The sequence below is a fragment of the Rhodococcus sp. WB9 genome (assembly GCF_007558985.1).
Lineage (GTDB): Bacteria > Actinomycetota > Actinomycetes > Mycobacteriales > Mycobacteriaceae > Rhodococcus_F > Rhodococcus_F opacus.
The window spans coordinates 5,211,955-5,236,591 of record NZ_CP041769.1; the positions used below are offsets into that span (position 1 = coordinate 5,211,955).

Here is a 24,637-nt window from a genome sequence, read left to right on the forward strand (position 1 = left end):
ATGAGCAACCTCCACGTGCGTAGCCCGCGAAGCACGCAGTTGCTTCGGCTTGCCACCGCCGGCAGTGTGGACGACGGCAAGTCGACCCTCGTCGGCCGTCTGCTGTACGACACGAAATCGGTTCTCGCAGACCAGATCGACGCCGTCACCCGGGCGTCGGTCGACAAGGGGCTGTCCACCCCCGACCTGTCCCTGCTGGTCGACGGCCTGCGCGCGGAGCGTGAACAGGGCATCACGATCGACGTGGCGTACCGCTACTTCGCGACACCCAACCGCACCTTCGTGCTCGCGGACACCCCCGGCCACGTGCAGTACACCCGTAACACCGTCTCCGGCGCCTCCACCGCGCAGTTGGTGATCCTGCTGGTCGACGCGCGTAAGGGCGTCATTTCGCAGACCCGCAAGCACGCCGCCGTGCTCGCGCTGCTCGGCGTGCCGAAGCTGGTGCTCGCCGTCAACAAGATCGACCTGGTCGAGAACCCCGCCCAGGTGTTCGCGGACATCTCCGAGGAGTTCAACGCTCTGACCACCTCGCTGGGGTGGGCGTCCGAGGACGTCGTGGAGATCCCCGTCTCCGCACTGCACGGCGACAACGTGGCCGTCCGCTCCGAGAACACCCCGTACTACGACGGCCCCACCCTGATCGAGCACCTCGAGTCGATCCCGGTGGACGCCGAACCGCACCGCGTCGGCCTCCGTTTCCCCGTGCAGTACGTGATCCGTCCCCGGACGGCGGAGTTCCCGGACTACCGCGGGTACGCCGGGCAGGTCGCCGCCGGTGAGGTGACTCCGGGCGACGAGGTGGTGATCCTGCCGTCCGGTGTTCGCACCACGGTCACCCGCATCGACACCGCGGACGGCGAACTCGACAGCGCCCACGCCGGCCGCAGCGTCACTCTCGTGCTGGCCGACGACGTCGACGTCTCCCGCGGCGACGTCATCGCCTCCCCCGCCGACGCCCCGGAGCCGCTCGGCGAGTTCGACGCGACGGTCTGCTGGCTGGCCGAGAAGCCGCTGCGTCCCGGCGCGCGCCTGCTGCTCAAGCACGGCACCCGCACCACGCAGGCCATCGTCGGCACACTCGTCGAGCGTTTCAACGAGCAGGAGCTCACCTCGGAACCCAGCCCGGAGTCGTTGGAACTCAACGAGATCGGCAAGATCTCGGTGCGCGTCGCCGAGCCGATCGTGGCGGACGACTACACCGTGAACCGCCACACCGGCAGCTTCCTGCTGATCGACCCGGCCGGCGGCAACACGCTCGCGGCCGGCCTCGTCGGAGATGCCATCGCAGCGGTGGAGCTCGGCGAGCGCGTCTAGTGCGATGACCCCGCTGATCGCTGTCGCCCACGGCAGTCGCGACCCCCGCAGTGCGCGGGTGGTGGCGGCTGCCGTGTCGGCGCTCCGGGCGGTGCGACCGGACCTCGACGTCCGGTTGTGCTTCCTCGACCTCAACGCGCCGTCCGTGGACCAGGTGCTCGACGCGGTCGCCGCCGAGGGGCATTCCTCCGCCGTGGTCGTGCCGATGCTTCTGGGTAGCGCGTTCCACGCCCGCGTCGACCTTCCGGCGCTCCTCGACGCCGCCCGCCTCCGTCACCCCCACCTGCACGTCCGCCAGGCGGACGTTCTCGGGCACGATGCGCGGCTGGTCGAGGCGGTCCGTGACCGTATCGGCGAGGCCGGCGGTTCCGTCGGCGAGTCCGGTCTCGGGATCGTCCTCGCCGCGGTCGGCTCGTCCGACCCGGCCGCGAACGACCGAACCCGTGAGCTGACCGAATCGGTCGCCGCGGGCACCCGATGGTCGGGGGCGGTGACGTGTTTCGCGACGTCGGCGGAACCGACGGTGCAGCAGGCGATCTCGATGCTGCGGCAGGCCGGTGCCGCGCGCATCGTGGTCGCACCGTGGTTCCTGGCTCCGGGACTGCTCACGGACCGGTTGAGCCGTGCGGCGGAATCCTGCGGACCGGGCATCACCTACGCGGCCACCATCGGACCGCACCCCCGACTGCTCGACGTCATGCTCGACCGGTACTCGCAGACACACACGGAGCTGCAGCGGTGCCGGGCACTGTCGGCCTGAGCGCGTCGATCACCGCACGCCCGGCGTCCCGGCTCCCGACCGCTATCCGCGCGTCGCCATTGGGGTAGGTGCGCGCGTGGATGCCGGCACGGGTGAGAGCGTCACCGACTTCCGCTCCGGGGATGTACAGGAAGTTGGCCCGACTGCGCGGGACGGGAATTCCCATCGCCCGCACCGTGCGCCACAGTTCCTCCCGTTCGGCGACGATGGCAGCCACCCGGGCGCGGAGCTCGTGCTCGGCGGCGTACGACGCCATGACCGCGGGAACGGCGGCGCTGCCCATCCCGAACGGCAATTGCAGCGTTCGAACCGTCCGCGCCAGAGCCGCATTCGCGAAGCCGAAACCGATACGCAACCCGGCCAGACCGTACGCCTTGGAGAACGTTCGCAGGAACACGACGTTCTGATGTTCGGCGATGATGCGATGCACGTCCAGGACCAGTGGGCGGTCGACGAACTCCACGTAGGCCTCGTCGAGGACGACTATCACCCGGTCCGGCACACGACGGAGGAATTCCGCCAGCTCGGCGGTGTCGACGAGCGTCCCGGTGGGGTTGTGCGGACGGCAGACGACGACGAGCCGGGTGCGGTCGTCGATCGCGGCCGCCATCGCGGCCAGATCCTGCCCGCCGTCCGGGAGAATCGGTACCGGCACCGCGTCGAGTGCCGCGATGCGCGCCATGATCGGGTACCCGTCGAACGTCGGGGCGGTGAACACGATCCGCTCCCCCGGCCCGGCGACCGAGCGCATGATCTGCAGTGCGACGCCGGTGGCACCGGCGCCCACCACCACCTGATCGGCGTCGAGCCCTTCGTGATCCGCGATGACCTCGATCAGCCGGTCGGGCAGGAACTCCGGATACCGATGCGCCCGGCGCATCACACCGTCGAGCGCGTCGAGCACCGAGGGCAACGGGGCGAACGGGTTCTCGCTGAGCGCGAGATCGAATCTCACACCGGGTCCCGCGACGGTCGGCGTCGTCATCTCACACCCCCGCCGGGGCGGCGCCCCATCGAATCGCCCCGGCCCCGGCGAAGTCGCCCGCGTGCGCGAACGCGGACATCATCACCAGCGAACCGTTGGGGATGCGGCCTGCCCGGTTCTCGACGTCGAGGGTGACGGGGATCGCGGCGCCGAACAGGTTCCCGCATTCGTCGAACGTGTCGGGGTGTCGTTCCGCCGGTAGCTCGAGCGCGTCCCGCCAGTTGCGGAGGAACAGCCGGTTGGGCTGGTTGGTGACCAGGGTGTCGATCGCATCCGGGGTGATGCCGATCTGCTTGCACACCGCGAGCGCTACCTCGGGGACGAGCCGGTTCCCGCGGGCGAAGACCTTCGCGATCCTCGATTCGGTGAACCCGATGTGCAGTTGGCCGGTGCCCGCCTCCCAGTACTTGCGGGGCGGATCGACGGCGGCCGTCATGTCCCCGGCGAACTCGGGGTAGGTCCGGCACTCGAGCCCGAGCACCGGCGCGGCCTCCGACTTCACCAGCAGGCATGCGCCCGCGCCGTCACCGGGCACCGCCGACTGTGCCAGCGCGCGCACGTCCGATTGCGTGAAGATCTGGCCGGCGCTGTTCTGCACCGACACGATCAGGGCGGTCGACGCGTCGCCGGTCTGCATGATCTGACGTGCCAGTTTGATCATGTACACGAACGACGCGCAGCCGCCGTTGTGCAGGTCCACCACCCAGTCCGGGGTGATTCCCATCCGGCGCGCGAGTTCTCCGCCGGTGCCCAGGATCGGGACGTCGGGCAGCTGGGTGTGGGTGATGAGAATGTTCACGTTGGCGACGAGTTCGGAGCCGTTCCGCTCGACCAGCGGGGCGATCGCACGTTCCGCCATGTCGACGGCGTTCTCGTCGCTCGCGATGTGGTGGCGGAATTTCGGCGCCCGGAACATGATGTTCTCGGCGAGCCGGTCGGAGGCGGCGAACTGGGCGAAATAGTCTGCTCCCACCCGGTTCTCGGGTAGGTAGCCGGCAATGTCGATCAGGCTGACGGTGTCCATGTCTCACTCGCTCATCCAGGTCGGGGTCACGGGCAGGTCGTTCGCCCACCGGTATTCGCAGATCGCCTTGAGATTGCTCATCTCCAGTTGGTGTCCGGCGGCGAACATGTCCCAGAAGTCGCCCACCCACGGAACCCGGTCCGCGGGGGCGGTCTCGGGGTAGGGATTGTCGTCGTAGAACGGGTGGTGGCAGTTGGTCCACAACACGACGGATCCGTCGACGTCCAGGACCGTGCGCGCGTCCACCACCCGCATCAGATACACCATCCACAGGTGTTTTCCCTGGTCCCAGGCGCAGTGATAGTCGACGGTCATCGCGGCCGGGTGTGCCACGGTGCGCGTGTAGATCTCGGTGGTGTCGCCCAGGCGGTCGTACGCGAGCCACAGCCCGGGTTCCCCGGCCGGGGTGAATCCCCGGAGGCTGTACGTCCATTCCTCGAGGCTGCGGGTGTGGGAGAGGTAGCGGAACACCTCGTCCGGCGGGCAGTCGATGTATTCGTTGACAGTGCAGTACTTTCCGAACACCTGGTCGTGCGGATACACCGACCTCAGCATGTCCATGATGATCGGTGTCGTCGCCTGACGGTCGGAGGTCTCGATGCGGACGAGGCCGGGCAGGTCGGCGGGAAGTTCGGGCAGCGGGGTGATCTCTCGAGCGGTCATCGGCGTACTCCTTCTCGGGATTCGGATCTCTCGGTCGGCTGTCGGGCGGGCAGGAACGGCAGGAACGGCGGCAACTCGTCGGCGTCGCAGGCGACTTCGATGACAGCGGGCCCCGCTGAGTCGGCCGTGGCGCGGAGCGAGTCGGCCAGGCCGGCGTGCGTGTCGACCGTGTGGGACGGCAAGCCGGGAAACAGTGCGCCGACTCCCGCCGCGATGTGTGCGGGACGAAACCGGCTGTAGGTGTAGGTGCCCTCGAAGTACACCTGCTCGCGGGTCAGGCACATCGCGTGGGCGTTGTTGTTGAACACGACGAACGTGACCGGCACGTCGTACTCGACCGCCGTGTGGATCTCGAGCCCGTGCGCGTAGAACGCACCGTCGCCGGCGATCACGAACGTGCGGCGGCCGCGCGAGAAGGCGGAACCGATCGCGGCGCCGAACGTGTAGCCCATCCCGCCCATGCCGAGCGCCACCACGAACCGGCCTCCGGCGGTAACCGGAAGGTGATGCACCACAGCGGCACCCGTGTTTCCTGCGTCCGCGAACACATCGGCGCCCGCGGGCATCACCGCGGCGAGCGCCTTCACCGCGTCCGTGTAGCGCAGACCCGATGTGCCGGACGGCGGCACGTCGATCGGTGTCGGATCGCACTGCGCGACGGGCGCACGCGTCGCCGCCGGTCCGATCTCGGCGACGAGCCCACACAATGTCGCCCGCAGATCCCGCGTCGACACGTGATGGGTCTGCAGATACGGCGTCGCCGAACCGACGCTGTACACCAGCGTCTTCTCGAGCACCGCATCCAGACCTCCCCGTGCCATCACCGGCAGTCGCGTGCCGATGAGCAGGCAGACGTCGGAATCCTGCAGTGCGTCCACGACATCCGGATTCCCCATCGCGCCGGTGACCCCGAGTCGCCCGGGCGCCGCAGGATCGAGCACGTCCCTCGCGTCGGGCGTGACGGCCACCTGGGCACCGAGCACGTGGGCGAGTTCCGCGAGTTCCGTTCGCGCGCCGGCTCGCGCGACCTCGTCGCCGGCGATGACGGTGATGCGTCCGTAGTCGTCGCGCAGCGCTTCGGCGAGCCACGTGAGGTCCGTCGTGGTGGCGCGAGGTGTGGTCGTGACCGTTCGGCGCGGTTCCGGGAACTCGCCGATCGCCTGCTGAATGTCCTTAGGCAGCAGGAGAACCGCCGGTCCGCCGCGGCGCGCGGCGGCCAGCGCCTCGGCGAGTTGGCGTGCGAGGTCGAGCGGCGAGTCGACGCGCGCGCAGTACACGGATACCTCACCGAACAACCGGGACGCATCGATCGACCCCGCCAGTCCACTCGTGTCCTGGAATGCGCCCATCCCTTCGAGCGTCGTCGGCGGTTGCCCGACCAATGCCAGTATCGGCACACGGGACGCGAATGCCTCACCGAGACCGGCGATCACATTGAGCGCACCCCCGCCCGACGTCGCGGCGACCACACCGATCCGGTTCGACGTCCTGGCATACCCGTCGGCCATCGTCGTCGCCGAGAACTCGTGTTTGGCGACGACGCCATCGACGTCGCGGGAGCGATGCAGCGCGTCGTACAGGTCCTCGATGTTCGCGCCTCCCACTCCGAAGACGTGCTCGATACCCTCTGCGGCCAGCGCCGCGACGATGTAGTCGGCGACGCGCATGGTGCGACCGGTTTTCCGTGGCTCGTGATCCGTGAGATTCATCGGCAGACCCCCGTGTCGTGGATCGGACGGGGCGACCTGCGGTCACCCACTGGATATACACACGAACCACGGACCGGCCGGGTTCACCGGTGGCAGAACATTTTTCCGGAAAACGTTCGTGATGAACGAAACACGGCGGTGGGGCGAGCAGGAGGTATGAAAACCGACCCGACTTCCTGGCGGCCCGCTCACAACGCCGTGGTCAGTAATACCTGATGGTCGTCGTCGGATCGGACGTCGATGCTCGCGATCGCGTCGACGGGCAGGCTGGTGGTGGCTGTGGGCCGCACCGTCCTGCCCGCCTCACCGGTCCAGGTGGCCAGTGTGGTGACCACTCCGGAGCGGTCGGTGACAGTCAGCGCGTACCCCTCGGTGTCGGCGCCGTAGCGACCGTCGCCGGGCCACGTGTCCTCGTAGGAGCACTCGACGAAGATGACCGTGCCCCAGGACGTCGACGCGACGGATGCGCTCGCGGTGATCGTCGTCGGGACCACGGGCGTGAACACCGCCTGGGTGTTGTTCGCGGGATTCGGGACGGGCATGGCCGTCACCGGGGCGGCCGGTCGGTGGTCCTGCGTCACCAGCACCCCGACGGGGACTGCGACGGCGACCACGGCGGCCGCCGCGGCGAGGGCCGTCGCCGCTCGCCGGTAGCGTCTGCGCCGCTGCACCGTGCCGACCAACTGGGTCAGCACACGCGGTGCGGGCGACTCCTCGTCCTCGGACGCATCGGTCCCGGGCAGCGTGCCGAACGCCTCTTCCGGTGTGATCAGGGCCAGCAAACCGGGCATGCCCGCCAGTTCGGACACGGCCTGCGAGCACTGTGCGCAGTGGGCGAGGTGGGCCTCGTATTCGCGCCGATCGCTCGGGGACATCGCGCCGAGGACGTATGCGGCGTCCCAGCGGACGTAGGGATCCTCGTGCGACTCGAAGTCGTCGAACGTCATCGGGTCACCCCCATTTCCTGCAGAGCCAATCGAAGGGCCCGCAAGCCGTAATGCATGCGGGATTTCACCGTTCCCTCCGGTATTCCGAGTTCGTCGGCGATCTGGTTGGTCGACATTCCCCGGTAGTAGCCGAGCACGAGGACCGCACGATGGTCGGGGCTGAGCCGGGCCAGCGCATCACCCATCATCCAGGCGTCGAGTGCGCCGTCCGAGCTGTCCGGGGCAGCGCGTTCGGGTGTGGAGCTCATCCCGATCTCACGCTGGGAGCGGGCGCTGCGGTGCTCGTCGAACACGAGGTTCCGGGCGACCGTGAACAACCACGCCCGAGCCGACGACTCCGACTGGTCGAGCACGTTCGGATGCTTCCAGGCTCGCAGCAGTACCTCCTGCACGATGTCCTCGGCGCGGGCGCGGTCGCCGGTCAGCCGCAGGGCATATCGCCACACTGCGGGGGCATGCTCCTCGTACAGGGCGTGCATCAGCTCGGTCTGGGCATCCGGCATCGGTCACCACCTCCCAGCAGTACACACGGTTCAACCGCGCCTCCGGTTCACCGCGCCACCGAAACACGGGAAAACCCCAGGTGAGCCGGGTCGCAACGGCCGAAAACCCTTGGCCCGTAGATTAGGAGGTGTTCAGTGCCACGGCGGCGTGGACGAGCGCCTGGAACGCCTCCTCGTCGATCGTGTCGCCCTCGTGGAAATCGATGGCACGCCGGGTGTTGCCTTCGAGGCTGGAGTTGAAGAGTCCGGACGGGTCGTCCAGCGAAGCACCCTTGGCGAACGTCACCTTCACCGCATTCTTGTACGTCTCACCGGTGCAGATCATTCCGGAGTGCGACCACACCGGAACTCCTCTCCACTTCCACTCCTCGACGATGTCGGGGTCGGCCTTCGTGACGAGGGCGCGGATCCGGGCGAGCGCCTCGCCCCGCCAGTCACCCAGCTCCTCGATGCGCGCATCTATCAACTGCGAGGGCGAGTCGCCTCCGCCTCCCTCGTCCGAGCCGCTCGTCCGCTTCTTCATGGTGGACCGTCGCTCTCCTTCTGGCTGTCGTCACTCGCCGTCACTCGAGTATCCATCGCACATCGTGCCGGGATCGGCTACCGACCGATTTGCCTCTGGCGCGTCGACGCCGTCCTGGACCAAACTGGAATGGAGGTGAGGAGCAGCCCCATGAGCACAGCACGGATTCGACGCGGCATCGTGGCAGGCATCGACGGATCGGACGGCGCGCTGGAGGCGGCGGCGTGGGCGGCATCCGCGGCGAGGCGCTTCGAGGAGCCGCTGCGCCTCGTCCACGTGTTACCCAAGCATCCGAGTTCCGCGGACGGTCACCCCGAAGGAGATGAGTTCCTCGACGCCGCCGAGCGCACCGTCCTGGACGGGCAGCGGGACCTGGACGTGGAGCGCAGTACCCACCCCGGCCCGCCCGCCCACGCGTTGGTGGAACTGTCCAAGACGGCCCGGATGCTGGTTCTCGGGCCCGCGGCCACGAGCGAGATGAAATCGGTGGTTGCCGGTTCCGATGTCGTGCGGGTGTCGAATCGAGCCGAATGCCCGGTCGTCGTCTGGCGCGGCATCCAAGGCCACGAGGTCAGCGAAACCCGGCCCGTCGTGGTGGGGGTGGACGGCAGCGAACTGAGCGACATGGCAGTGGCCCACGCGTTCGAGTTCGCGGCGTTCTTCGGCGCTCCCCTCGTCGCGGTGCACACCTGGGCCGAGCACTCCACCCTCGGTGCGTGGTACTCGGAGGAAAGACGCTTCACCGACTGGTCCGATCTGGTCCAGCACGAGGAGGCGTGGCTCGCCGAGAGCCTCGCCGGGTGGCGCGAGAAATATCCCGATGTCGAGGTCACGCGCTGCCTCGAGCGTGGTGGGCCGATGAAGGTACTCCTCGAGTACTCGTTCGGTGCACAGTTGATCGCGGTCGGCAGCCACGGGCGAAATCCGTTCACCGCGTCGATCGTGGGCTCGACGAGCCAGAGCCTCATCCACCACGCCCGGTGCCCGGTGCTCATCTGCCGAAAAGGCTGAACACCGGATCCGTTTCTCCCCTTCTCGATCAGCCTGATTCATATTCACGCTTCGCGGCGCCATTTCCCCGGCGGGGCGCGACGCGGACCGCGGCCGTTGTACAGCGACCACGGCTCGGGCCGCTGCAAACGCGGCGTGTCAGCGAGCGGAGGTACGGAAACAGACGTCGCTGACCGGCCGTGTTGTGCACGTAGTCGACGAACGCGAGGAACGGCTGGCCCGCGTCCACCGCCTCCAGGCGTCCGGGCACCGTGTCGAGGTTCTCGAGCCCGCCGACCGCCGAGTCGAGGTCTACACCGCGAGCCGCGAAGGCGGCAATCGCCGCCAGTGCGTTGTCCACCTGGTGCACTCCGAGTAGCCGGAGCCGCACCAGTTTCCGTGCCCCGGCGCCGTGAAGTGTGAACGACGTGCCGCCCTCGTCCGCATGCACGGCGGCCGCGTGGAAGTCGGCCGCCGCCGTCCTCGACGAGAACGTCACGCGGGGCACGGCGACGGTGGCGGCGAGGCGGCGTCCGAACTCGTCGTCGATGCCGATGGCTGCCGCGGCGCAGTGCCCCGGTTCGAACAATCTGGCCTTCGCCGCGAAGTACGCGTCCATGTCGGGTGAAAGTCCAGATGGTCGCGGGCGAGGTTGGTGAACACCCCCACCCGGAAGGACGTTCCGTCGATTCGGTGCAGAGCGAGGCCGTGGCTCGACACCTCCACCGCGACGGCGCCGATCCGGTGCTCGGCGAACGCGGCGAGGGTCTGCTGGAGTTCGCACGCCTCGGGAGTCGTCCGGGTCGCGGTGCGTGACCCGTTCGGTCCCCGGACGGTGATCCCCGTCATCATGCCGGTGGCGACACCTGCGGCACGCAGTCCCGCGTCCAGCAGATACGCGGTGCTGGTCTTCCGGTTCGTCCCGGTCACGCCGTAGACGTCGAGTGCCTCGGACGGATTGCCGTAGACCCACGCCGCCAACGGACCGAGGAGAAGCCGCGGATCGTCCACGACGACCGTCGGCAAGACGTCCGACCCGCGGTCGCTGAGCATCGCGACAGCAGCACGCGACGCGGCCTCGACCGCGAACTCGATCCCGTGACGGCGCCGACCCGGCAACGCCGCGTATACGTCGCCGGCCCGGACGAGACGAGAGTCCTGGCTGATCCCCGTCACCGCTGCCTCGCCGGACCCGAACAGAGTCGCCGAGCGGCCGAGGCGGCGCACCATCTCGCGCAGCAGCTTCGGCGGGGTGCACCGCGGGCAGTCGACGCTCACGCTTCCAGTGCACCACTGCCGTGCAGGTCGCGGCGACGGAACCGCATCATCCGGCCGCTACCCGGCGGCTACGTCGCTCCGCGGCTCGTCGAGGATTCCGCGTGCCGAACTGTAGGCCGAGCGCACGTCCGGCACCCGGCCGAGTGTGGCGAGGTATTCCTCCATCGCCTTCCGGGCGTAGGCCGTCCCCTCCGCCTCACTCGGAAGAGAGTCGCCCGTCGCCCGCCGCCACGTCGCGAGTTCCAGCGCCAGCTCGGCCTGTGTCCCGGCGAGGTCCTCGGTGTCGGCCAGGTTGTCGCGCTCGCCGGGATCGGCGACCAGGTCGTAGAGTTCCCGGCTCGGACGTGGCCCGAGATGCTCGGTGCCCAGCGCCGCACCGGACAGACTGTTCTCGATGTCGAGGGGCAGATCGAGCTTGGGCCGGGGTGCGTAGTTCTCGATGTAGCTGAACTGCTTGGTGCGCACCGCGCGAATGGGATCGAAGCTGTCGTGGAAGGTCTTCTCCGTGAACAGGACGTCGCGCGCCGTCGCCTCCGACCGGCCCAGCAACTGCCCGGCGTGGGAGACGCCCTCCACCGCCGCGGGGATCGGGATCCCGAGCAGATCGAGGAGGGTGGGAACCAGATCCACCCCGCTGAACAGGTCGTCGTAGACGCGGGGCGCCGCCCGCAGCCTTCGCGGTGGCCGGATGATCGTCGCAATTCCCGTGCCCGGCGCATACAGTGTCGACTTCGCACCGGGGAACGCCTCGCCGTGGTCGGTGAGGAACACGACCCACGTGCTGTCGTCGAGCCCCTCGTCGTCCAGCGTCTGCAGCAACCTGCCGACGGCCGCGTCGGCCACCTCGATCGACCCGTGGAATCCCGCCAGATCCGCACGGACCTCCGGCCGGTCGGGCAGGTACGACGGAACGTCGAAACCCTCCGGATCGGCGGGGACATACCGGTCGACCGGGTACGGGCGGTGGGTCTCGAAGAAACCCGCGGTCAGCAGGAACGGTTGCGGAGGGAACCGCGCCAGCCACCGCGACGCCCGATCGGTGACGTATTCGCAGTACGAGTTCGTCACGTCGTACTCGTGGAAGCCGAGCCGCTTGGGGTACGCGGTCTCGTGCTGCATCCCGAACAGAGCCGTGTACCAGCCCGCCTCCGCCAGCAGGGACGGCAGCGTTCGGACGTCGTCGTGGTACCGCCAGCCGTGGTGTGCGAGGCCGATCAGACCGTTGCTGTGCGGGTACCGGCCCGAGAACAGGGCGCCACGCGACGGCGAGCACAGCGGCGCCGCCGCATGCGCGTCCGTCAGCAGCACACCCTCCGCGGCGAGCCGGTCCAGGTTCGGACTCCGCACCCCCGACGCGCCGTAACACCCGAGGTGACGGCCCAGGTCGTGCCAATGCACGATCAGAACGTTGTCACGGACGGGATTCACCGGGGTCGCCACAGTCGCCTCCTACATCGGCGGGGAGTTACAGGGAGACCGGAACTTCGGCCTCCGGGAGTTCGGGTGCCCGCGTCGCCCGCGCGTACACGGTCTCGCCTTCCTGCAGGCCGAGCGCCGCGCTGTCGCCGCGAGTCACCTGCGCGGAGAACGGTTCACCGGTCGCCTCGTTACGCAGATCCACCCGCACCTCGAATCCCAGGTGCACCACGCGCTCGACGGTGGCCCGGGTGACGCCGAGCGATTCGGCCGTGCCGGCCTCCCGCGCGAGGGCCAGGTCGGGATCGCGGCCGAGACGGATGTCGTGCGGTCGGACCAGCTGACCGTTGAGCTTGGCCACCGACCCGAGGAACGACATCACGAAGTCGTTGCGCGGACGGTCGTAGAGGTCCTCCGGTTCGCCGATCTGCTCGATCCGGCCCTTGTTGAGGACCGCGATCCGGTCGGCGACGTCGAGCGCCTCCTCCTGGTCGTGGGTGACCAGCACGGTGGTCACGTGGACCTCGTCGTGCAACCGGCGCAGCCACGTACGCAGGTCCGTGCGGACCTTCGCGTCGAGTGCGCCGAACGGCTCGTCGAGGAGAAGCACCTTCGGGTCCACGGCCAGGGCCCGCGCGAGCGCCATCCGCTGACGCTGACCGCCCGACAGTTGCGCCGGATAGCGGTGCTGGAACCCGTCGAGGCCGACGATCTCGAGAAGCTCGTTGACCTTCCTGTCGATCTCCGGCTTGGGCCGCTTGCGGATCTTCAGACCGAACGCGACGTTGTCGCGCACCGTCATGTGCTTGAACGCCGCGTAGTGCTGGAACACGAAGCCTATGTCCCGCTTCTGCGGGGAGACGTCGGTGACGTCGTTCCCGCCGATCACGACGGTGCCGGAGTCGAGGGACTCCAGTCCGGCGATGGACCGGAGCAGCGTCGACTTGCCCGAACCACTGGGCCCGAGGAGCGCGGTCAGCGAACCCGAGGGGATGTCGATGGTGACGTCGTCGAGAGCAGCAAAGGACCCGTAGTTCTTCCGGGCGCCGGTCACGGTAATCATGTGGTGCTCCTCTTGCGGTCGAGCAGAGTCATCAGAAGCAGGGTGATCAGCGCGATGCCCATCAGCAGGGTGGCTGCGGAGTACGCACCGAACGTGTTGTGGTCGTCGATGTAGCGCGAGTGCACGAGCAGGGTCAGGGTCTGCGACACCCCGGGAAAGCCCGAGGACACCATAATCACCGCACCGAACTCGCCCAGCGAGCGGGCGACGGTGAGGACCACACCGTAGGTCAGGCCCCAGCGGATGGCGGGCAGTGTGATCAGCCAGAACGTCTGCCAGCGGCTCGCGCCGAGCGTCGCGGCGGCCTGTTCCTGTTCCTCGCCGATCTCGTGCAGGACGGGTTCCACCTCCCGCACCACGAACGGCAGTGTCACGAAGAGGGTGGCGATGACCATGCCGGGAAGCCCGAAGATCACCTTGAACCCCAGCGATTCGATCCCGCCGAACCAGCCGTTGGCACCCCACAGCAGGATCAGTGACACACCGACCACGATGGGTGAGACGGCGAACGGCAGGTCGACCACCGCCTGCACCAGGCCGCGGCCGGGGAAGCGGCCCCTCACCAGCGCGAGTGCCGTGACGATCCCGAACACCACGTTGACCGGGACGACGATGGCCACGATCAGCAGGGACAGGTTGAGCGCGGAGATCGCGGCGGGGGTGCTGATCGACTGGATGAAGGCGCCGATCCCGTTCTCGAACGTACGGAACAGGATGATGACGATCGGCACCACCAGCAGGCCGAACAGGTAGAGCAGCGCGACTGCGCGCAGGGTGATCCGGGTGGACCCAGAGAGCTTCATTCCGCCTGCTCCTCACGACGCTGCCCCCGGCTGGCGAAGACCCGGAGGGCGAACAACGTCACGAACGCGATGGCCAGGAGAGCCACCGACACGGCCGCCGCGGCGGCCGGCCGATCGATTTCGATCTGCTGTTGAATGTACTGGGAAGCGACCTGTGTCTCTCGGGGAATGTTTCCGCCGATCAGGACGACGGATCCGTACTCGCCGATCGCGCGGGCGAACGCGAGCCCCGCACCGCTGATGATCGCCGGGGTCAGGGTGGGCAGCACGACTCTCCGGAAGATCGTCACGTTGTCCGCGCCGAGTGAGGCCGCGGCCTCCTCGACTTCCCGGTCCACCTCGATGAGCACCGGCTGCACCGAGCGGACGACGAACGGCAGCGTCACGAACGCCAGTGCCACGATCAGACCGGGCTGCGTGGCGTTGAGGTGGACGCCGATCGGGCTCTCCGGGCCGTACAGCGACAACAGCACGATGCTGGCCACGATGGTCGGCAGCGCGAACGGCAGGTCGATCAGCGCGTTGACGGCCCGCTTGCCGGGAAACTCGTCGCGCACCAGAACCCATGCGATGAGCGTGCCCATGATCACGTTGATCACGGCCACCACCACCGACACCACGACGGTGACGCGCAGGGACGCCAAGGCCACGGGCGAGGTGATCGCGTCCACGAAGCCGCCGATTCCGTCGCCGAACGAGGCGACGGTGAGCGCGGCGAGGGGCAGGACCACGATGATGCTCAGCCAGAGCGTCGCGATGCCGATGCCGAGGGGTCCCACCGCACCGGTGACCCGGGCGACCTTCTTGCGCGTAGGCGGAACGGGCGGAGGCTGCACCGTGGTGCCGCGTCCGCCCGTCGCCGTCGTCGTGTCGCTCATGTCGGTCTTACTTGGTTGCGTTGTCGTAGATCACTGCGATGGACCCGGTGTCCTTGGCGAACACCTCGGAGTCGACCTTGGACCAGCCGCCGAGATCGGCGATGGTCCACAGCTTGGCCGGCTCCGGGAACTTGTCGGCGAACTCCGTGGCCACCGCGGGATCGACCGGGCGGAATCCGGCCTCGCCCCACAGCTTCTGCCCGTCGGGGGTGTAGAGGAAGTCCTTGAACGCGTTGGCCTTCTCCAGGTTCTTGCTGTTCGACAGCACCGCGACCGGGTTCTCGATCTTGAACGTGGTCGGCGGGGTCACGTGCTCGACGGGGTCGCCGTTGCCCTCGATGAACAGCGCCTCGTTCTCGTAGCTGAGCAGCACGTCGCCGGTGCCCTGCAGGAACGCCTCCGACGCCTCGCGGCCCGACTTCGGCTGAATCTTCACGTGGTCGTTCACCAGCGAGGTGATGTAGGCCAGACCGGCCTCCGGGTCCTGACCGCCGTTGCTCTTCGCCGCGTACGGTGCGAGCAGGTTCCACTTCGCGGATCCGGAGCTGAACGGGTTGGGGGTCACGACCTCGACGTCGGGACGCAACAGGTCGTCCCAGTCGCGGATGTTCTTCGGGTTGCCCTCACGCACGACGATGGTGACGACCGACCCGAAGGGAATTCCGTTGTAGGCGTCCTGGTTCCAGCTCTTGTCCACCAGGCCGGCGTCGACGAGGCGGGTGATGTCCGGTTCGACGGAGAAGTTGACGAAGTCGGCCTCGGCGCCGTCCTTGACCTTGCGGGACTGGTCACCGGAGGCACCGTAGGACGGCTGGAAGGCCACGCCCTTGCCCTTGTCGGTGGCGTTGAACGCGGGGATCAGCTTGTCGAAGCCCGGCTTCGGCACGGCGTACGCGTACAGGTTGATGGTGCCCGCACTGCCGTCGGCACCGGCCGAGTCGCTGCCGACGGTGTCGCTGGCGCCGCCGCTGCACGCGGTCAGCGCCACAGCTCCGAGCGTCACGAGGGCCGTGAGAAGACTACGAGAACGGCGTTTCATGGGAGAAACCTTCCTGGGGATCTGTCACAGAGGGGTGGTGCACAAACGTGGGAGGGGGTTCGAGAGGAGGAACACAGGGATCGCCCGAGCGGGCATCAGGAATGCGAACGAAAATCAGCAGCGCGAGACCGATCGAACGGGTGCGGTGTCACCCGTACGCATTGCTGTGTGCGAGGAGAAATCAACAACAGTCGATGTCGGCGACTGCGAGCATGCCGACAGCGATCAACGCCAATTCATGGCGGACCTGGTGTACAGCGGCTTCAGACACGCCGTGGACTGTAGCAGAGGCTGAACCAACCGCCCACATCGAACGGGATCTACCGGGTGACCAGCCATGCGACGACGACGAGGACGAGCAGCGCGAGCAGCGCGAGTGTGACGCGTGAGCGCGGCATCAGGGTTCCTCCACCTTCGAGACGTCCCGCCTGAGCAGGACGAAGACTGCGGCCAGGCCTCGATCGAGCAGCCACGCCAGTCCTCGGCACACCGGCACCATCACCAGCAGCACGAGAGCGACCTGCGGAACGAACGGGAGCCCGGCGATCCACAGCTCGAAGCCGTCCCACCAACTCGCCATCCGGTCCACGGTGCCACCCTATCGTTCGCCGGCACCGAGTCGGCGCACAGGTGGACGCCGCGACGACGACAGCCGATGATAAGCAGATGGTGTCTCTCGATGCGCACTCGGACGACCAGCCCCGCTCCGCCGCGCATCGTCACCGTCGCGCGTTTCCGCCGATCGACGATTACGCATTCCTGTCGGACTGCGAGAACACGTGCCTGATCGCACGGAACGGCGCGGTCGAGTGGATGTGTATCCCCCGGCCCGACTCCCCCAGCGTCTTCGGCGCCGTCCTCGACCGCAGCGCCGGCCACTTCCGGATCGCACCGTACGGGCAGAACGTGCCCGCCGCCCGCCGCTACCTGCCCGGGGGACTGATCGTCGAGACGACGTGGCAGACCCCGACAGGGTGGCTCATCGTCCGCGACGCACTCGTGCTCGGCCCGTGGCACAACGTGGAGCAGCGGTCCCGCTCCCGCCGCCGCACCCCCACGGACTGGGATGCCGAACACATCCTGCTGCGGACCGTCAAATGCGTGAACGGCACCGTGGACCTCGAGATGAGCTGCGAGCCCGCGTTCGACTACCACCGCGGCGACGCAGTGTGGGAGTACACCGGCAAGGTCTACGAGGAAGCCACCGCCACCTGCACGTCGAGCGGTCCGGGCGACCACCCGACACTCCGGCTGACCAGCAACATGAAGCTCGGGCTGGAAGGGCGCGAGGCCCGCGCCCGGACCCGGATGGTCGAGGACGACAACGTGTTCGTGGCACTGTCCTGGTCGCACCTGCCTGCGCCGCAGACGTACGACGAGGCTGCCGAGAAGATGTGGCAGACGGCGAAGTTCTGGCGGGAATGGATCACGACCGGCCGCTTCCCCGACCACAAGTGGCGTGGCTACCTGCAGCGCAGCGCCCTGGCCCTGAAGGGGTTGACGTACGCCCCCACCGGCGCGCTGCTCGCCGCGTCGACCACGTCGCTTCCGGAAACCCCGGGCGGTGAACGGAACTGGGACTACCGCTACGCGTGGGTCCGCGATTCGACGTTCGCGCTGTGGGGTCTGTACAGCCTCGGACTCGACCGGGAGGCCGACGATTTCTTCGCGTTCCTCTACGACGTGTCCAGTGCCGACGACGGCAAGTACCGGCCGCTGCAGGTGATGTACGGCGTCGGCGGCGAGCGGACCCTCGTCGAGGAGGAGCTGCCGCATCTGTCCGGCTACGACGGCGCGCGTCCGGTCCGGGTCGGAAACGGCGCGTACGACCAGGATCAGCACGACATCTGGGGAACGATTCTCGATTCCGTGTACCTGCACGTGCGATCGCGCGAGCGGGTGCCGGAAACGCTGTGGCCGATGCTCAAACGTCAGGTCGAGGAGGCGATCGAGCACTGGCAGCTCCCCGACCGCGGCATCTGGGAGGTGCGCGGCGAACCACAGCACTTCACGTCGTCGAAGATCATGTGCTGGGTGGCGCTCGACCGGGGCGCGAAACTCGCCGAGCAGCAGGGCGAGACGAGTTACGCGGACCAGTGGGCCGAACTCGCCGACGAGATCAAGGCCGACATTCTCGAGCACGGCGTCGACGCACGCGGAGTCCTCACGCAGCGGTACGGCAGCGACGAACTCGACGCCTCACTCCTCCTCGCTCCGCTCCTGCGGTTCCTGCCCGCCGACGACGCGCGTATCCGCGCGACCGTGCTCGCCATCGCGGACGAGCTGACCGAGGGCGGGCTGGTGTTGCGCTACCGGGTGGAGACCACGGACGACGGGCTGACGGGCAAGGAGGGCACGTTCACGATCTGTTCGTTCTGGCTCGTGTCGGCGCTCGTGGAGATCGGTGAGCTCGACCGCGCGAAGCGCCTGTGCGAGCGGCTCCTCGGGTTCGCCAGCCCCCTCGAGTTGTACGCGGAGGAGATCGATCCCGGGTCGGGACGGCACCTGGGCAATTTCCCGCAGGCGTTCACCCATCTGGCGTTGATCAACGCGGTCGTTCACGTCATCCGCGCCGAGGAGGCCGCGGCGAGCGGCTTCCACCCTGCCCACTACGCGGTGTGATCAGGCCGAGGACCTGCGACTGCGGTTACTCCGCGAAACGGTGTAGCAACCGCTCCGCGTCGGCCGCGATCTGCCGCACCACGACACCGGCCGGCCGCTCCGACGTGACGAGACCAGCCGCCTCCCCGGCGTACACGACACCGAGGTCGGGATTCGCGGGGTCGTAGGCGGCGGCGAGTTCGGTGTCGGGGGCGTGTGCGCCGTGCCAGCGGGACGTGAACTCGTTGCTCAGGGCCCGCCCACCCCATCGGGCCGGCCACGGCTGGCTGCGCGCCTGGTCGAACACCGACGTGTACACGGTGTCGGCGCTGCCCGCCGCGATCAGCTTGTCGCGGGCGTACTCCGGTCCGATGGTTTCGGGGCTGGCCAGCAACGCGGTCCCGATCATCGCGCCTTCCGCGCCTGCAGCGAGAACAGCGGCGAGACCGCGGCCGGTCGCGATGCCGCCGGCCGCGAGCACGGGCAGCGCGGTGGCGTCCAGGATCTCCTGCAGCAGCGGCAACGTCCCGATCCGGCCGGTGTGGCCGCCCGCCTCGGCGCCCTGGGCGATGACGAAGTCGACGCCCGCCGCCTCCACGACCCGCAGATCGTCGACCGTGTTCACCTGCGACATCACGAGCGCCCCGGTGGCGTGCACCCGCTCCACGTAGGGGGCGGGATCACCGAACGACAGCGACACGACCCGCGGCTTCTCCGCCAGCGCGGCGTCGAGCAGAGCGTCGTCGTCGTCGAGCGCCCAGGTCATCAACCCGATACCGAAGGCGTCGCCGCCGATGCTCCGCGCGACCGCCGTCTCCTTCGCCACCCACTCCGGGGTGGCGTAGCGCGCCGCGCCGAGCAGGCCGAGCCCACCCGCCTTCGACACCTCGCCGACGAGGGCCCCGCCGGCCCGTCCGCCCATCGGGGCGCCGAAGATCGGTACCTCGATTCCCAGTGTCCGGGTGAGCCAGGTTTCGAGGGCCACGTGCCGCACCTACTTTCGATCAGACGTCGACGGAGGAGAACCAACCGAGCGATCGCGCTACTTCTTCGGCTTGTCCCCGACCGATTCGGACGACAACGCGGCCACGAAGGCCTCCTGCGGAACCTCGACCCGGCCGATGGTCTTCATCCGCTTCTTGCCTTCCTTCTGCTTCTCGAGCAGCTTGCGCTTACGGCTGATGTCGCCGCCGTAGCACTTGGCGAGCACGTCCTTGCGGATCGCGCGGATGTTCTCACGCGAGATGATCTTCGAGCCGATCGCCGCCTGGATCGGCACCTCGAACTGCTGCCGGGGAATCAGCTCACGCAGCTTCGACGTCATCCGTCCGCCGTACGCGCCGGCCGCGGAGCGGTGCACGATCGACGAGAACGCGTCGACCGCCTCACCCTGCAGCAGGATGTCCACCTTCACCAGGTCGGCCTGCTGCTCGCCGGCCTCCTCGTAGTCGAGGCTGGCGTACCCCTTGGTCCGCGACTTCAGGGCGTCGAAGAAGTCGAACATGATCTCGCCCATGGGCATCTCGTAGCGAAGCTCGACCCGGGTCTCGGACAGGTAGTCCATGCCGCCGAGTTCACCGCGCCGGTTCTGGCAGAGCTCCATGATCGCGCCGATGAACTCGCTCGGCGCGATGACGGTGCACTTCACCATCGGCTCGTAGACCTCGCGGATCTTGCCCTCCGGCCAGTACGACGGGTTGGTGACGACGTGCTCGGAGCCGTCCTCCATCACCACCCGGTACACCACGTTCGGCGAGGTCGAGATCAGTTCGAGCCCGAATTCGCGCTCGAGGCGGTCGCGGGTGATCTCCATGTGCAGCAGTCCGAGGAATCCGCAACGGAAACCGAACCCGAGCGCCACCGACGTCTCCGGCTCGTAGGCCAGGGCGGCGTCGTTGAGCCGCAACTTGTCCAGGGCGTCGCGCAGCACCGGATAATCCGAACCGTCGAGCGGATAGAGGCCGGAGTAGACCATCGGCTTGGGGTCGCGGTAGCCCACGAGGGGTTCCGTCGCACCGCCGCGCGCGGCGGTGACCGTGTCGCCGACCCGCGACTGCCGGACGTCCTTCACACCGGTGATGAGGTAACCCACCTCGCCGACGCCGAGGCCGATACTGGCCTTCGGTTCGGGCGAGATGATGCCGACCTCGATCAGATCGTGGGTGGTGCCCGTCGACATCATGGTGATCTTCTCGCGCGGCGAGATCCGGCCGTCGACGACGCGCACGTAGGTGACGACTCCGCGGTAGGCGTCGTACACGGAGTCGAAGATCATGGCGCGCGCCGGACCGTCGGGGTCGCCGACGGGGGCGGGGATCTGCCGCACGACCTCGTCGAGCAGTTCCTTCACACCCACGCCGGTCTTGCCGGACACGCGCAGCACGTCACCCGGTTCGCACCCGGTGATGTGCGCGATCTCCTCGGCGTACCGGTCGGGGTCGGCGGCGGGCAGGTCGATCTTGTTGAGCACCGGGATGATGGTGAGGTCCTTCTCCATCGCCAGGTACAGGTTGGCGAGAGTCTGGGCCTCGATACCCTGCGCGGCATCCACCAGCAGGACCGCACCCTCGCAGGCCTCGAGTGCGCGCGAGACCTCGTACGTGAAGTCGACGTGCCCGGGGGTGTCGATGAGGTGGATGACGAACTCCTCGTCGCCCACCTTCCACGGGAGCCGCACGTTCTGCGCCTTGATCGTGATGCCACGCTCGCGTTCGATGTCCATGCGGTCGAGGTACTGGGCACGCATCTGCCGCTCCTCGACCACACCGGTGAGCTGCAGCATGCGGTCGGCCAGCGTCGACTTGCCGTGATCGATGTGCGCGATGATGCAGAAATTCCGGATCCGGGCAGGATCCGTGAACGTCTTGTCGGCGAAACTGCTGATGGGGGACCCCTTACCTGGACCGGCACCGGCCCGGTTCCGGACCACTGTCACCTGTCAGGATATCCAAGCCACCGCGTTGCGGCTGCCGCGGCATACACGCACTAAGCTCGGCGGCCATGGCGAGCACGTGGAGCAGCATCGGGAAGACGTTGGGCCGACTTGCCCGGGACAAGGGCCCGCAGCTTCTCCAGCAGCTGCAGAAGTCCGGCGCGCTGGACCGCGCGGCCGGTGTCCTGACCGGGTCGACGGCCGCCGCGCCGAAGCCGGCCCCGGGTCGTCCGGTCACCGCGAACTCCGCCCCGACAGCCCATCGGGCACGGAGGGTGGAGTACTCCCCCGACCTGGACGGTCGCGCGGATCCCGGCGAAATCGTCTGGACGTGGGTGGCCTACGAGGGGGATCCGAGCCAGGGCAAGGACCGCCCGGTGCTCGTCGTCGGACGCGACGGCGACACCCTGCTGGGGTTGATGCTGTCCTCGCAGAGCAAGCACGACGGCGACCGGGACTGGATCGGGGTCGGCGCGGGGGCGTGGGATGCGGAGGGCCGTCCGAGCTGGATCCGCCTGGACCGGGTGCTGGACGTGCCGGAGGCGGGGATCCGCCGGGAGGGTGCCGTGATGGCCCGGGACACGTTCGAGATCGTGGCACGCCGTCTGCGGGCGGACTTCAGCTGGCAGTGACGCGGTCACCGGCCGAGATCTTCGGCGATCATCTCGGCGATCGCGGTCATCGCGAGCGCGTTGGGGTGTGCCGGTTCGGCGGGTGACTGCGGCAGGATGCCCTCGAACCATCGCTGTCCCGCCGGCGCGCAGGCGTCGTGCCCACCGTCCACGGCGGCCGTCGCGATGTCGACGTAGTGCACGCCGTACCTGGCCGCGGCCTGGGCGTAGATCTGGTTGAACCGTGCGAAGTATCGCTCGAGCCAGACCGCGTCCGCGTCGGACACGGGCAGGTTCGGCCAGCAGCCGCGTCGTCCGACGGAGCCGCCGTGCCCGATCAGGTAGACCTCGGCGTTCGGCGCCTTCGCGACGATCGCAGCCACCACGGCGTCGACCTGGGGCGCCATCTGCGCGATCCCCTCGACCGTGAGTTCCTCCGCCCGTGGGTTGTTGCGGCAACCGGCATCTGCGCCGGGAACGACGGCGCCGCAGCGCACCGACACGGGCAGGTGATTGGAACCGCCCCCGCCGATGCTGAGCGTCACGACGTCGGTGTCCGGGCGGAGCGCGTCGATCTGCGGCGGAGCGAATCCCGTCCCCACGAACTGCGGCGTGCTGATCACGTGGGCGGGTTTCGCGGCGGAACAGGTGACGTCGATGACGGTGGCCGCGCCGATCAGCCGCGCCAGCTTCGCCGGGTAGTTCAGGTCCGGTGATCGCAGGCACAGGTCGCGGTGCTCGGAGAACTCGATGAGCGGCCCGGCCGCCCGGGAGTCGCCGAGTGCCACATATGTCGGTCCCCGCTGCGGCGCGTCCTCGGCGGACGCGGTCGCCGGGACCGCCCCGGTGAGCGCGAGAACGACGCACGTGGAAATTGCGGCTCGCAGAGCGCGCCGGTCCGGGACGGGTCGGTGGGTGCTCAGCTCTGCAGTCGGTCGTACCGGCCGAACAGCGACCGGTACACCAGCGCTCCCACCGCGCCACCGATCAACGGGAACACGATGAACAGCCAGACCTGAGCGAGCGCGCCGTTCTGGTACGGCGCGACGGCGAGACTGCGGGCGGGGTTGACGGACGTGTTGTCGATCGGGATCGACACGAGGTGGATCACGGCGAGCGTGAATCCGATGGAGACACCGGCGAGGGGGACGTCGGAGATCTGGTCGGTGGATGCGAGGACCACGAACACGAGCAGCGCGGTGAGCAGGACTTCGATGATCATCGCCGCACCGATGCCGTACCCGTTCTCGATGACCCCGCCGAGCGGCCCCTTGATGGCGGACGGGCTGTGGGCGCCCCAGCCGTTGGCGCCGAGACCGTCGGTGGCCCGGTTGTACGAGGGCAGGCTCTGCGCGATCGCGTAGACCACCACTCCGGCGACGAGACCGCCGATGACCTGTGCCACGACGTACAACCCCGCCTTCGCGACGGACAACCGGCCGAGCGCGAGGTGTCCGACGGTGACGGCCGGGTTGACGTGGCAGCCCGAGATCGGGCCGATGGCGTAGACGAGGAAGAGGAGCGTCAGTCCGAATGCCAGTGCCACACCGAGGTTTCCGACCTTGGCTCCGGCGAAGACCGCCGTACCCACCGCCGCGAAGACCAGTACGAACGTACCGACCGCCTCTGCTACGTATTTCTTGAGATCCGAGATCGGTTCGACTTCTACGTATTCCTGTGCGGTTGGAGACATTGAACCCACCTTCGTCGAAATGGATCGTTAGTCATGCTTTCCACAGAGAGATCTGGCTGGCACTTTACGCCAGGCGTGTGATCTCCACGACGACTTCGAGATCTGTCGCCCGGCCACCGGAGAAGATGCCCTTGAGCGGCGGAACGTCCGCGTAGTCCCGTCCGATACCCACCGACACGTGCTGTTCGTTCACCGCGACGGCGTTGGTGGGGTCGTATCCCCACCATGCACCGGTCCACGCCTCGACCCACGCGTGACTCTCCCCCGCCACCGTGTCGTCCACCGCCGCATCGGGTTTCGGGTGCAGATAGCCGGACACGTAGCGACTCGGAATTCCCATACTGCGCAGAAGGACCAGCGTCAGGTGCGCGTAGTCCTGGCACACGCCCTGCCGCTCGGCCCAGGCGTCGACCGCGGACGTGTGGACGCCCGTCGTGCCCGGAACGTAATCCATCTCCCGATGCACCCAGTCCGCCGCCGCGACAACGGCTTCGTCGGGAGTGCGGCCCTTGCGGAGGTCCCGGGCGATCGTGTCGAGCTTGCGGCTGCGCGGCACGAACGTCGTGTTGCTCAGCTGTTCGTTGAACCGGTCGGTGAGCGGAGGGCTGGCCAGCTCGTCCCAGTCCACCTTCTCCTCCGGCTCCCAGAACGGTTCGGTCTCGACCACGGACAGCCCGGTGACCTCGAGTTCCTTGTGCGGCGCATGGAGATCGAACGCGGTGACGGCGGTGCCCCAGTAGTCGGTGTAGCGGTACGACCGCGTCGCCGGCGTCGTCTCGACCCGGTTCAGGATCACCGTCTGCCTGCTGTCACCGCGAGGGGTGAGTCGCGCCTCGTTGTACGAGGACGTGACCGGTGCGTCGTAGGCATACCCGGTGGTGTGCACGACTCTCATACGCCAG

At 68.3% G+C, this 24,637-nt stretch carries 24 protein-coding genes and 1 pseudogene; 5 read left to right on the plus strand and 20 right to left on the minus strand.

What is annotated here, in order from left to right; genetic code table 11:
- On the plus strand, window positions 1-1,317 hold the full coding sequence (locus tag FND50_RS24255) for a sulfate adenylyltransferase subunit 1 (RefSeq protein WP_144287362.1): 1,317 nt from the start codon (window positions 1-3) through the stop codon (window positions 1,315-1,317).
- 4 nt (window positions 1,318-1,321) lie between these two features.
- The gene (locus FND50_RS24260; protein ID WP_144287363.1) at window positions 1,322-2,077 is read left to right on the plus strand and encodes a sirohydrochlorin chelatase; all 756 of its coding nucleotides are present in this window, start codon (window positions 1,322-1,324) and stop codon (window positions 2,075-2,077) included.
- Here the strand turns inward: FND50_RS24260 and FND50_RS24265 are convergent.
- From FND50_RS24265 to FND50_RS24295, 7 genes are all read right to left on the minus strand, one after another.
- Window positions 2,013-3,062: an aminotransferase class I/II-fold pyridoxal phosphate-dependent enzyme gene (locus tag FND50_RS24265; RefSeq protein ID WP_144287364.1), complete on the minus strand. Its 1,050-nt coding sequence runs from the start codon at window positions 3,060-3,062 to the stop codon at window positions 2,013-2,015. The genes FND50_RS24260 and FND50_RS24265 overlap by 65 nt on opposite strands.
- A 1-nt stretch (window position 3,063) precedes the next feature.
- Entirely contained in the window at window positions 3,064-4,086 is a 1,023-nt protein-coding gene (locus tag FND50_RS24270; protein WP_144287365.1) for a 3-oxoacyl-ACP synthase III family protein, read from the minus strand.
- Window positions 4,087-4,089: 3 nt separating this feature from the next.
- On the minus strand, window positions 4,090-4,749 hold the full coding sequence (locus FND50_RS24275; protein WP_144287366.1) for an SRPBCC family protein: 660 nt from the start codon (window positions 4,747-4,749) through the stop codon (window positions 4,090-4,092).
- Complete coding sequence (locus FND50_RS24280; protein WP_144287367.1) at window positions 4,746-6,458, minus strand: thiamine pyrophosphate-binding protein; 1,713 nt, start codon at window positions 6,456-6,458, stop codon at window positions 4,746-4,748. Before FND50_RS24280 ends, FND50_RS24275 begins: the two co-directional genes overlap by 4 nt.
- A 188-nt stretch (window positions 6,459-6,646) precedes the next feature.
- Window positions 6,647-7,405 (minus strand): anti-sigma factor, encoded by a 759-nt coding sequence (locus tag FND50_RS24285; protein WP_144287368.1) that lies wholly within the window; start codon window positions 7,403-7,405, stop codon window positions 6,647-6,649.
- The gene (locus FND50_RS24290) at window positions 7,402-7,908 is read right to left on the minus strand and encodes a sigma-70 family RNA polymerase sigma factor (protein ID WP_005247969.1); all 507 of its coding nucleotides are present in this window, start codon (window positions 7,906-7,908) and stop codon (window positions 7,402-7,404) included. The genes FND50_RS24285 and FND50_RS24290 overlap by 4 nt, the downstream gene beginning before the upstream one ends.
- A 121-nt stretch (window positions 7,909-8,029) precedes the next feature.
- Window positions 8,030-8,431, minus strand: coding sequence for a DUF1801 domain-containing protein (locus tag FND50_RS24295; RefSeq protein ID WP_144287369.1), 402 nt, complete (start codon window positions 8,429-8,431; stop codon window positions 8,030-8,032).
- A 150-nt stretch (window positions 8,432-8,581) separates the two neighbouring features.
- Between FND50_RS24295 and FND50_RS24300 the strand changes: the two genes are divergently transcribed.
- Window positions 8,582-9,442 (plus strand): universal stress protein, encoded by an 861-nt coding sequence (locus tag FND50_RS24300; protein ID WP_144287370.1) that lies wholly within the window; start codon window positions 8,582-8,584, stop codon window positions 9,440-9,442.
- 133 nt (window positions 9,443-9,575) lie between these two features.
- Here FND50_RS24300 and FND50_RS24305 read toward each other — a convergent pair.
- The 8 genes and pseudogenes from FND50_RS24305 to FND50_RS24340 form a co-directional block, all read right to left on the minus strand.
- A pseudogene (locus tag FND50_RS24305) lies at window positions 9,576-10,699 on the minus strand (Mur ligase family protein); the annotation flags it as partial.
- Between the two features lie 57 nt (window positions 10,700-10,756).
- Window positions 10,757-12,139 carry a sulfatase gene (locus FND50_RS24310; protein ID WP_144287371.1) on the minus strand — a complete coding sequence of 461 codons (1,383 nt, stop codon included), beginning with the start codon at window positions 12,137-12,139 and terminating at the stop codon, window positions 10,757-10,759.
- Window positions 12,140-12,164: 25 nt separating this feature from the next.
- Window positions 12,165-13,178 carry a sulfate/molybdate ABC transporter ATP-binding protein gene (locus FND50_RS24315; protein WP_144287372.1) on the minus strand — a complete coding sequence of 338 codons (1,014 nt, stop codon included), beginning with the start codon at window positions 13,176-13,178 and terminating at the stop codon, window positions 12,165-12,167.
- A complete protein-coding gene (gene cysW, locus FND50_RS24320) occupies window positions 13,175-13,981 on the minus strand; it encodes a sulfate ABC transporter permease subunit CysW (protein ID WP_144287373.1) in 807 nt (268 codons plus the stop codon). The genes FND50_RS24315 and cysW overlap by 4 nt, the downstream gene beginning before the upstream one ends.
- Complete coding sequence (gene cysT / locus FND50_RS24325) at window positions 13,978-14,859, minus strand: sulfate ABC transporter permease subunit CysT (RefSeq protein WP_144287374.1); 882 nt, start codon at window positions 14,857-14,859, stop codon at window positions 13,978-13,980. The genes cysW and cysT overlap by 4 nt, the downstream gene beginning before the upstream one ends.
- Before the next feature lie 7 nt (window positions 14,860-14,866).
- Window positions 14,867-15,898, minus strand: a complete 1,032-nt coding sequence (locus FND50_RS24330) for a sulfate ABC transporter substrate-binding protein (protein WP_144287375.1) — start codon at window positions 15,896-15,898, stop codon at window positions 14,867-14,869.
- A 181-nt stretch (window positions 15,899-16,079) separates the two neighbouring features.
- Window positions 16,080-16,208 (minus strand): Ms4533A family Cys-rich leader peptide, encoded by a 129-nt coding sequence (locus tag FND50_RS37865; protein ID WP_368681004.1) that lies wholly within the window; start codon window positions 16,206-16,208, stop codon window positions 16,080-16,082.
- Between the two features lie 87 nt (window positions 16,209-16,295).
- Complete coding sequence (locus tag FND50_RS24340; RefSeq protein WP_005247996.1) at window positions 16,296-16,478, minus strand: hypothetical protein; 183 nt, start codon at window positions 16,476-16,478, stop codon at window positions 16,296-16,298.
- An 86-nt stretch (window positions 16,479-16,564) separates the two neighbouring features.
- On the opposite strand from FND50_RS24340, the gene FND50_RS24345 reads away from it, so the two are divergent.
- Window positions 16,565-18,520 carry a glycoside hydrolase family 15 protein gene (locus FND50_RS24345; protein WP_144287377.1) on the plus strand — a complete coding sequence of 652 codons (1,956 nt, stop codon included), beginning with the start codon at window positions 16,565-16,567 and terminating at the stop codon, window positions 18,518-18,520.
- A gap of 25 nt (window positions 18,521-18,545) precedes the next feature.
- On the opposite strand, the gene FND50_RS24350 is transcribed toward FND50_RS24345, so the two are convergent.
- Both FND50_RS24350 and lepA read right to left on the minus strand, forming a co-directional pair.
- On the minus strand, window positions 18,546-19,484 hold the full coding sequence (locus FND50_RS24350) for a nitronate monooxygenase family protein (protein WP_144287378.1): 939 nt from the start codon (window positions 19,482-19,484) through the stop codon (window positions 18,546-18,548).
- 57 nt (window positions 19,485-19,541) lie between these two features.
- Window positions 19,542-21,434 (minus strand): translation elongation factor 4, encoded by a 1,893-nt coding sequence (lepA, locus tag FND50_RS24355; protein WP_005575144.1) that lies wholly within the window; start codon window positions 21,432-21,434, stop codon window positions 19,542-19,544.
- A 65-nt stretch (window positions 21,435-21,499) separates the two neighbouring features.
- Here lepA and FND50_RS24360 point away from each other — a divergent pair, with 65 nt between their 5' ends.
- Entirely contained in the window at window positions 21,500-22,063 is a 564-nt protein-coding gene (locus tag FND50_RS24360; RefSeq protein WP_144287379.1) for a type II toxin-antitoxin system PemK/MazF family toxin, read from the plus strand.
- A 5-nt stretch (window positions 22,064-22,068) separates the two neighbouring features.
- Here FND50_RS24360 and FND50_RS24365 read toward each other — a convergent pair whose 3' ends face one another.
- The 3 genes from FND50_RS24365 to FND50_RS24375 form a co-directional block, all read right to left on the minus strand.
- Window positions 22,069-22,830 carry an SGNH/GDSL hydrolase family protein gene (locus tag FND50_RS24365; RefSeq protein WP_144287380.1) on the minus strand — a complete coding sequence of 254 codons (762 nt, stop codon included), beginning with the start codon at window positions 22,828-22,830 and terminating at the stop codon, window positions 22,069-22,071.
- Window positions 22,831-22,961: 131 nt separating this feature from the next.
- Window positions 22,962-23,735, minus strand: coding sequence for an aquaporin (locus tag FND50_RS24370; RefSeq protein WP_144287381.1), 774 nt, complete (start codon window positions 23,733-23,735; stop codon window positions 22,962-22,964).
- A gap of 64 nt (window positions 23,736-23,799) precedes the next feature.
- The gene (locus FND50_RS24375; RefSeq protein ID WP_011594353.1) at window positions 23,800-24,630 is read right to left on the minus strand and encodes a transglutaminase family protein; all 831 of its coding nucleotides are present in this window, start codon (window positions 24,628-24,630) and stop codon (window positions 23,800-23,802) included.
- Window positions 24,631-24,637 lie beyond the last annotated feature (7 nt).

Bases quoted from the DNA above. Each gene is read 5' to 3' on its own strand.
- FND50_RS24255 (WP_144287362.1), top strand. From the start codon at position 1: ATGAGCAACCTCCACGTGCGTAGCCCGCGAAGCACGCAGTTGCTTCGG.
- FND50_RS24260 (WP_144287363.1), top strand. From the start codon at position 1,322: ATGACCCCGCTGATCGCTGTCGCCCACGGCAGTCGCGACCCCCGCAGT.
- FND50_RS24265 (WP_144287364.1), bottom strand. From the start codon at position 3,062: ATGACGACGCCGACCGTCGCGGGACCCGGTGTGAGATTCGATCTCGCG.
- FND50_RS24270 (WP_144287365.1), bottom strand. From the start codon at position 4,086: ATGGACACCGTCAGCCTGATCGACATTGCCGGCTACCTACCCGAGAAC.
- FND50_RS24275 (WP_144287366.1), bottom strand. From the start codon at position 4,749: ATGACCGCTCGAGAGATCACCCCGCTGCCCGAACTTCCCGCCGACCTG.
- FND50_RS24280 (WP_144287367.1), bottom strand. From the start codon at position 6,458: ATGAATCTCACGGATCACGAGCCACGGAAAACCGGTCGCACCATGCGC.
- FND50_RS24285 (WP_144287368.1), bottom strand. From the start codon at position 7,405: ATGACGTTCGACGACTTCGAGTCGCACGAGGATCCCTACGTCCGCTGG.
- FND50_RS24290 (WP_005247969.1), bottom strand. From the start codon at position 7,908: ATGCCGGATGCCCAGACCGAGCTGATGCACGCCCTGTACGAGGAGCAT.
- FND50_RS24295 (WP_144287369.1), bottom strand. From the start codon at position 8,431: ATGAAGAAGCGGACGAGCGGCTCGGACGAGGGAGGCGGAGGCGACTCG.
- FND50_RS24300 (WP_144287370.1), top strand. From the start codon at position 8,582: ATGAGCACAGCACGGATTCGACGCGGCATCGTGGCAGGCATCGACGGA.
- FND50_RS24315 (WP_144287372.1), bottom strand. From the start codon at position 13,178: ATGATTACCGTGACCGGCGCCCGGAAGAACTACGGGTCCTTTGCTGCT.
- cysW (WP_144287373.1), bottom strand. From the start codon at position 13,981: ATGAAGCTCTCTGGGTCCACCCGGATCACCCTGCGCGCAGTCGCGCTG.
- cysT (WP_144287374.1), bottom strand. From the start codon at position 14,859: ATGAGCGACACGACGACGGCGACGGGCGGACGCGGCACCACGGTGCAG.
- FND50_RS24330 (WP_144287375.1), bottom strand. From the start codon at position 15,898: ATGAAACGCCGTTCTCGTAGTCTTCTCACGGCCCTCGTGACGCTCGGA.
- FND50_RS37865 (WP_368681004.1), bottom strand. From the start codon at position 16,208: ATGTGGGCGGTTGGTTCAGCCTCTGCTACAGTCCACGGCGTGTCTGAA.
- FND50_RS24340 (WP_005247996.1), bottom strand. From the start codon at position 16,478: ATGGCGAGTTGGTGGGACGGCTTCGAGCTGTGGATCGCCGGGCTCCCG.
- FND50_RS24345 (WP_144287377.1), top strand. From the start codon at position 16,565: ATGGTGTCTCTCGATGCGCACTCGGACGACCAGCCCCGCTCCGCCGCG.
- FND50_RS24360 (WP_144287379.1), top strand. From the start codon at position 21,500: ATGGCGAGCACGTGGAGCAGCATCGGGAAGACGTTGGGCCGACTTGCC.
- FND50_RS24370 (WP_144287381.1), bottom strand. From the start codon at position 23,735: ATGTCTCCAACCGCACAGGAATACGTAGAAGTCGAACCGATCTCGGAT.
- FND50_RS24375 (WP_011594353.1), bottom strand. From the start codon at position 24,630: ATGAGAGTCGTGCACACCACCGGGTATGCCTACGACGCACCGGTCACG.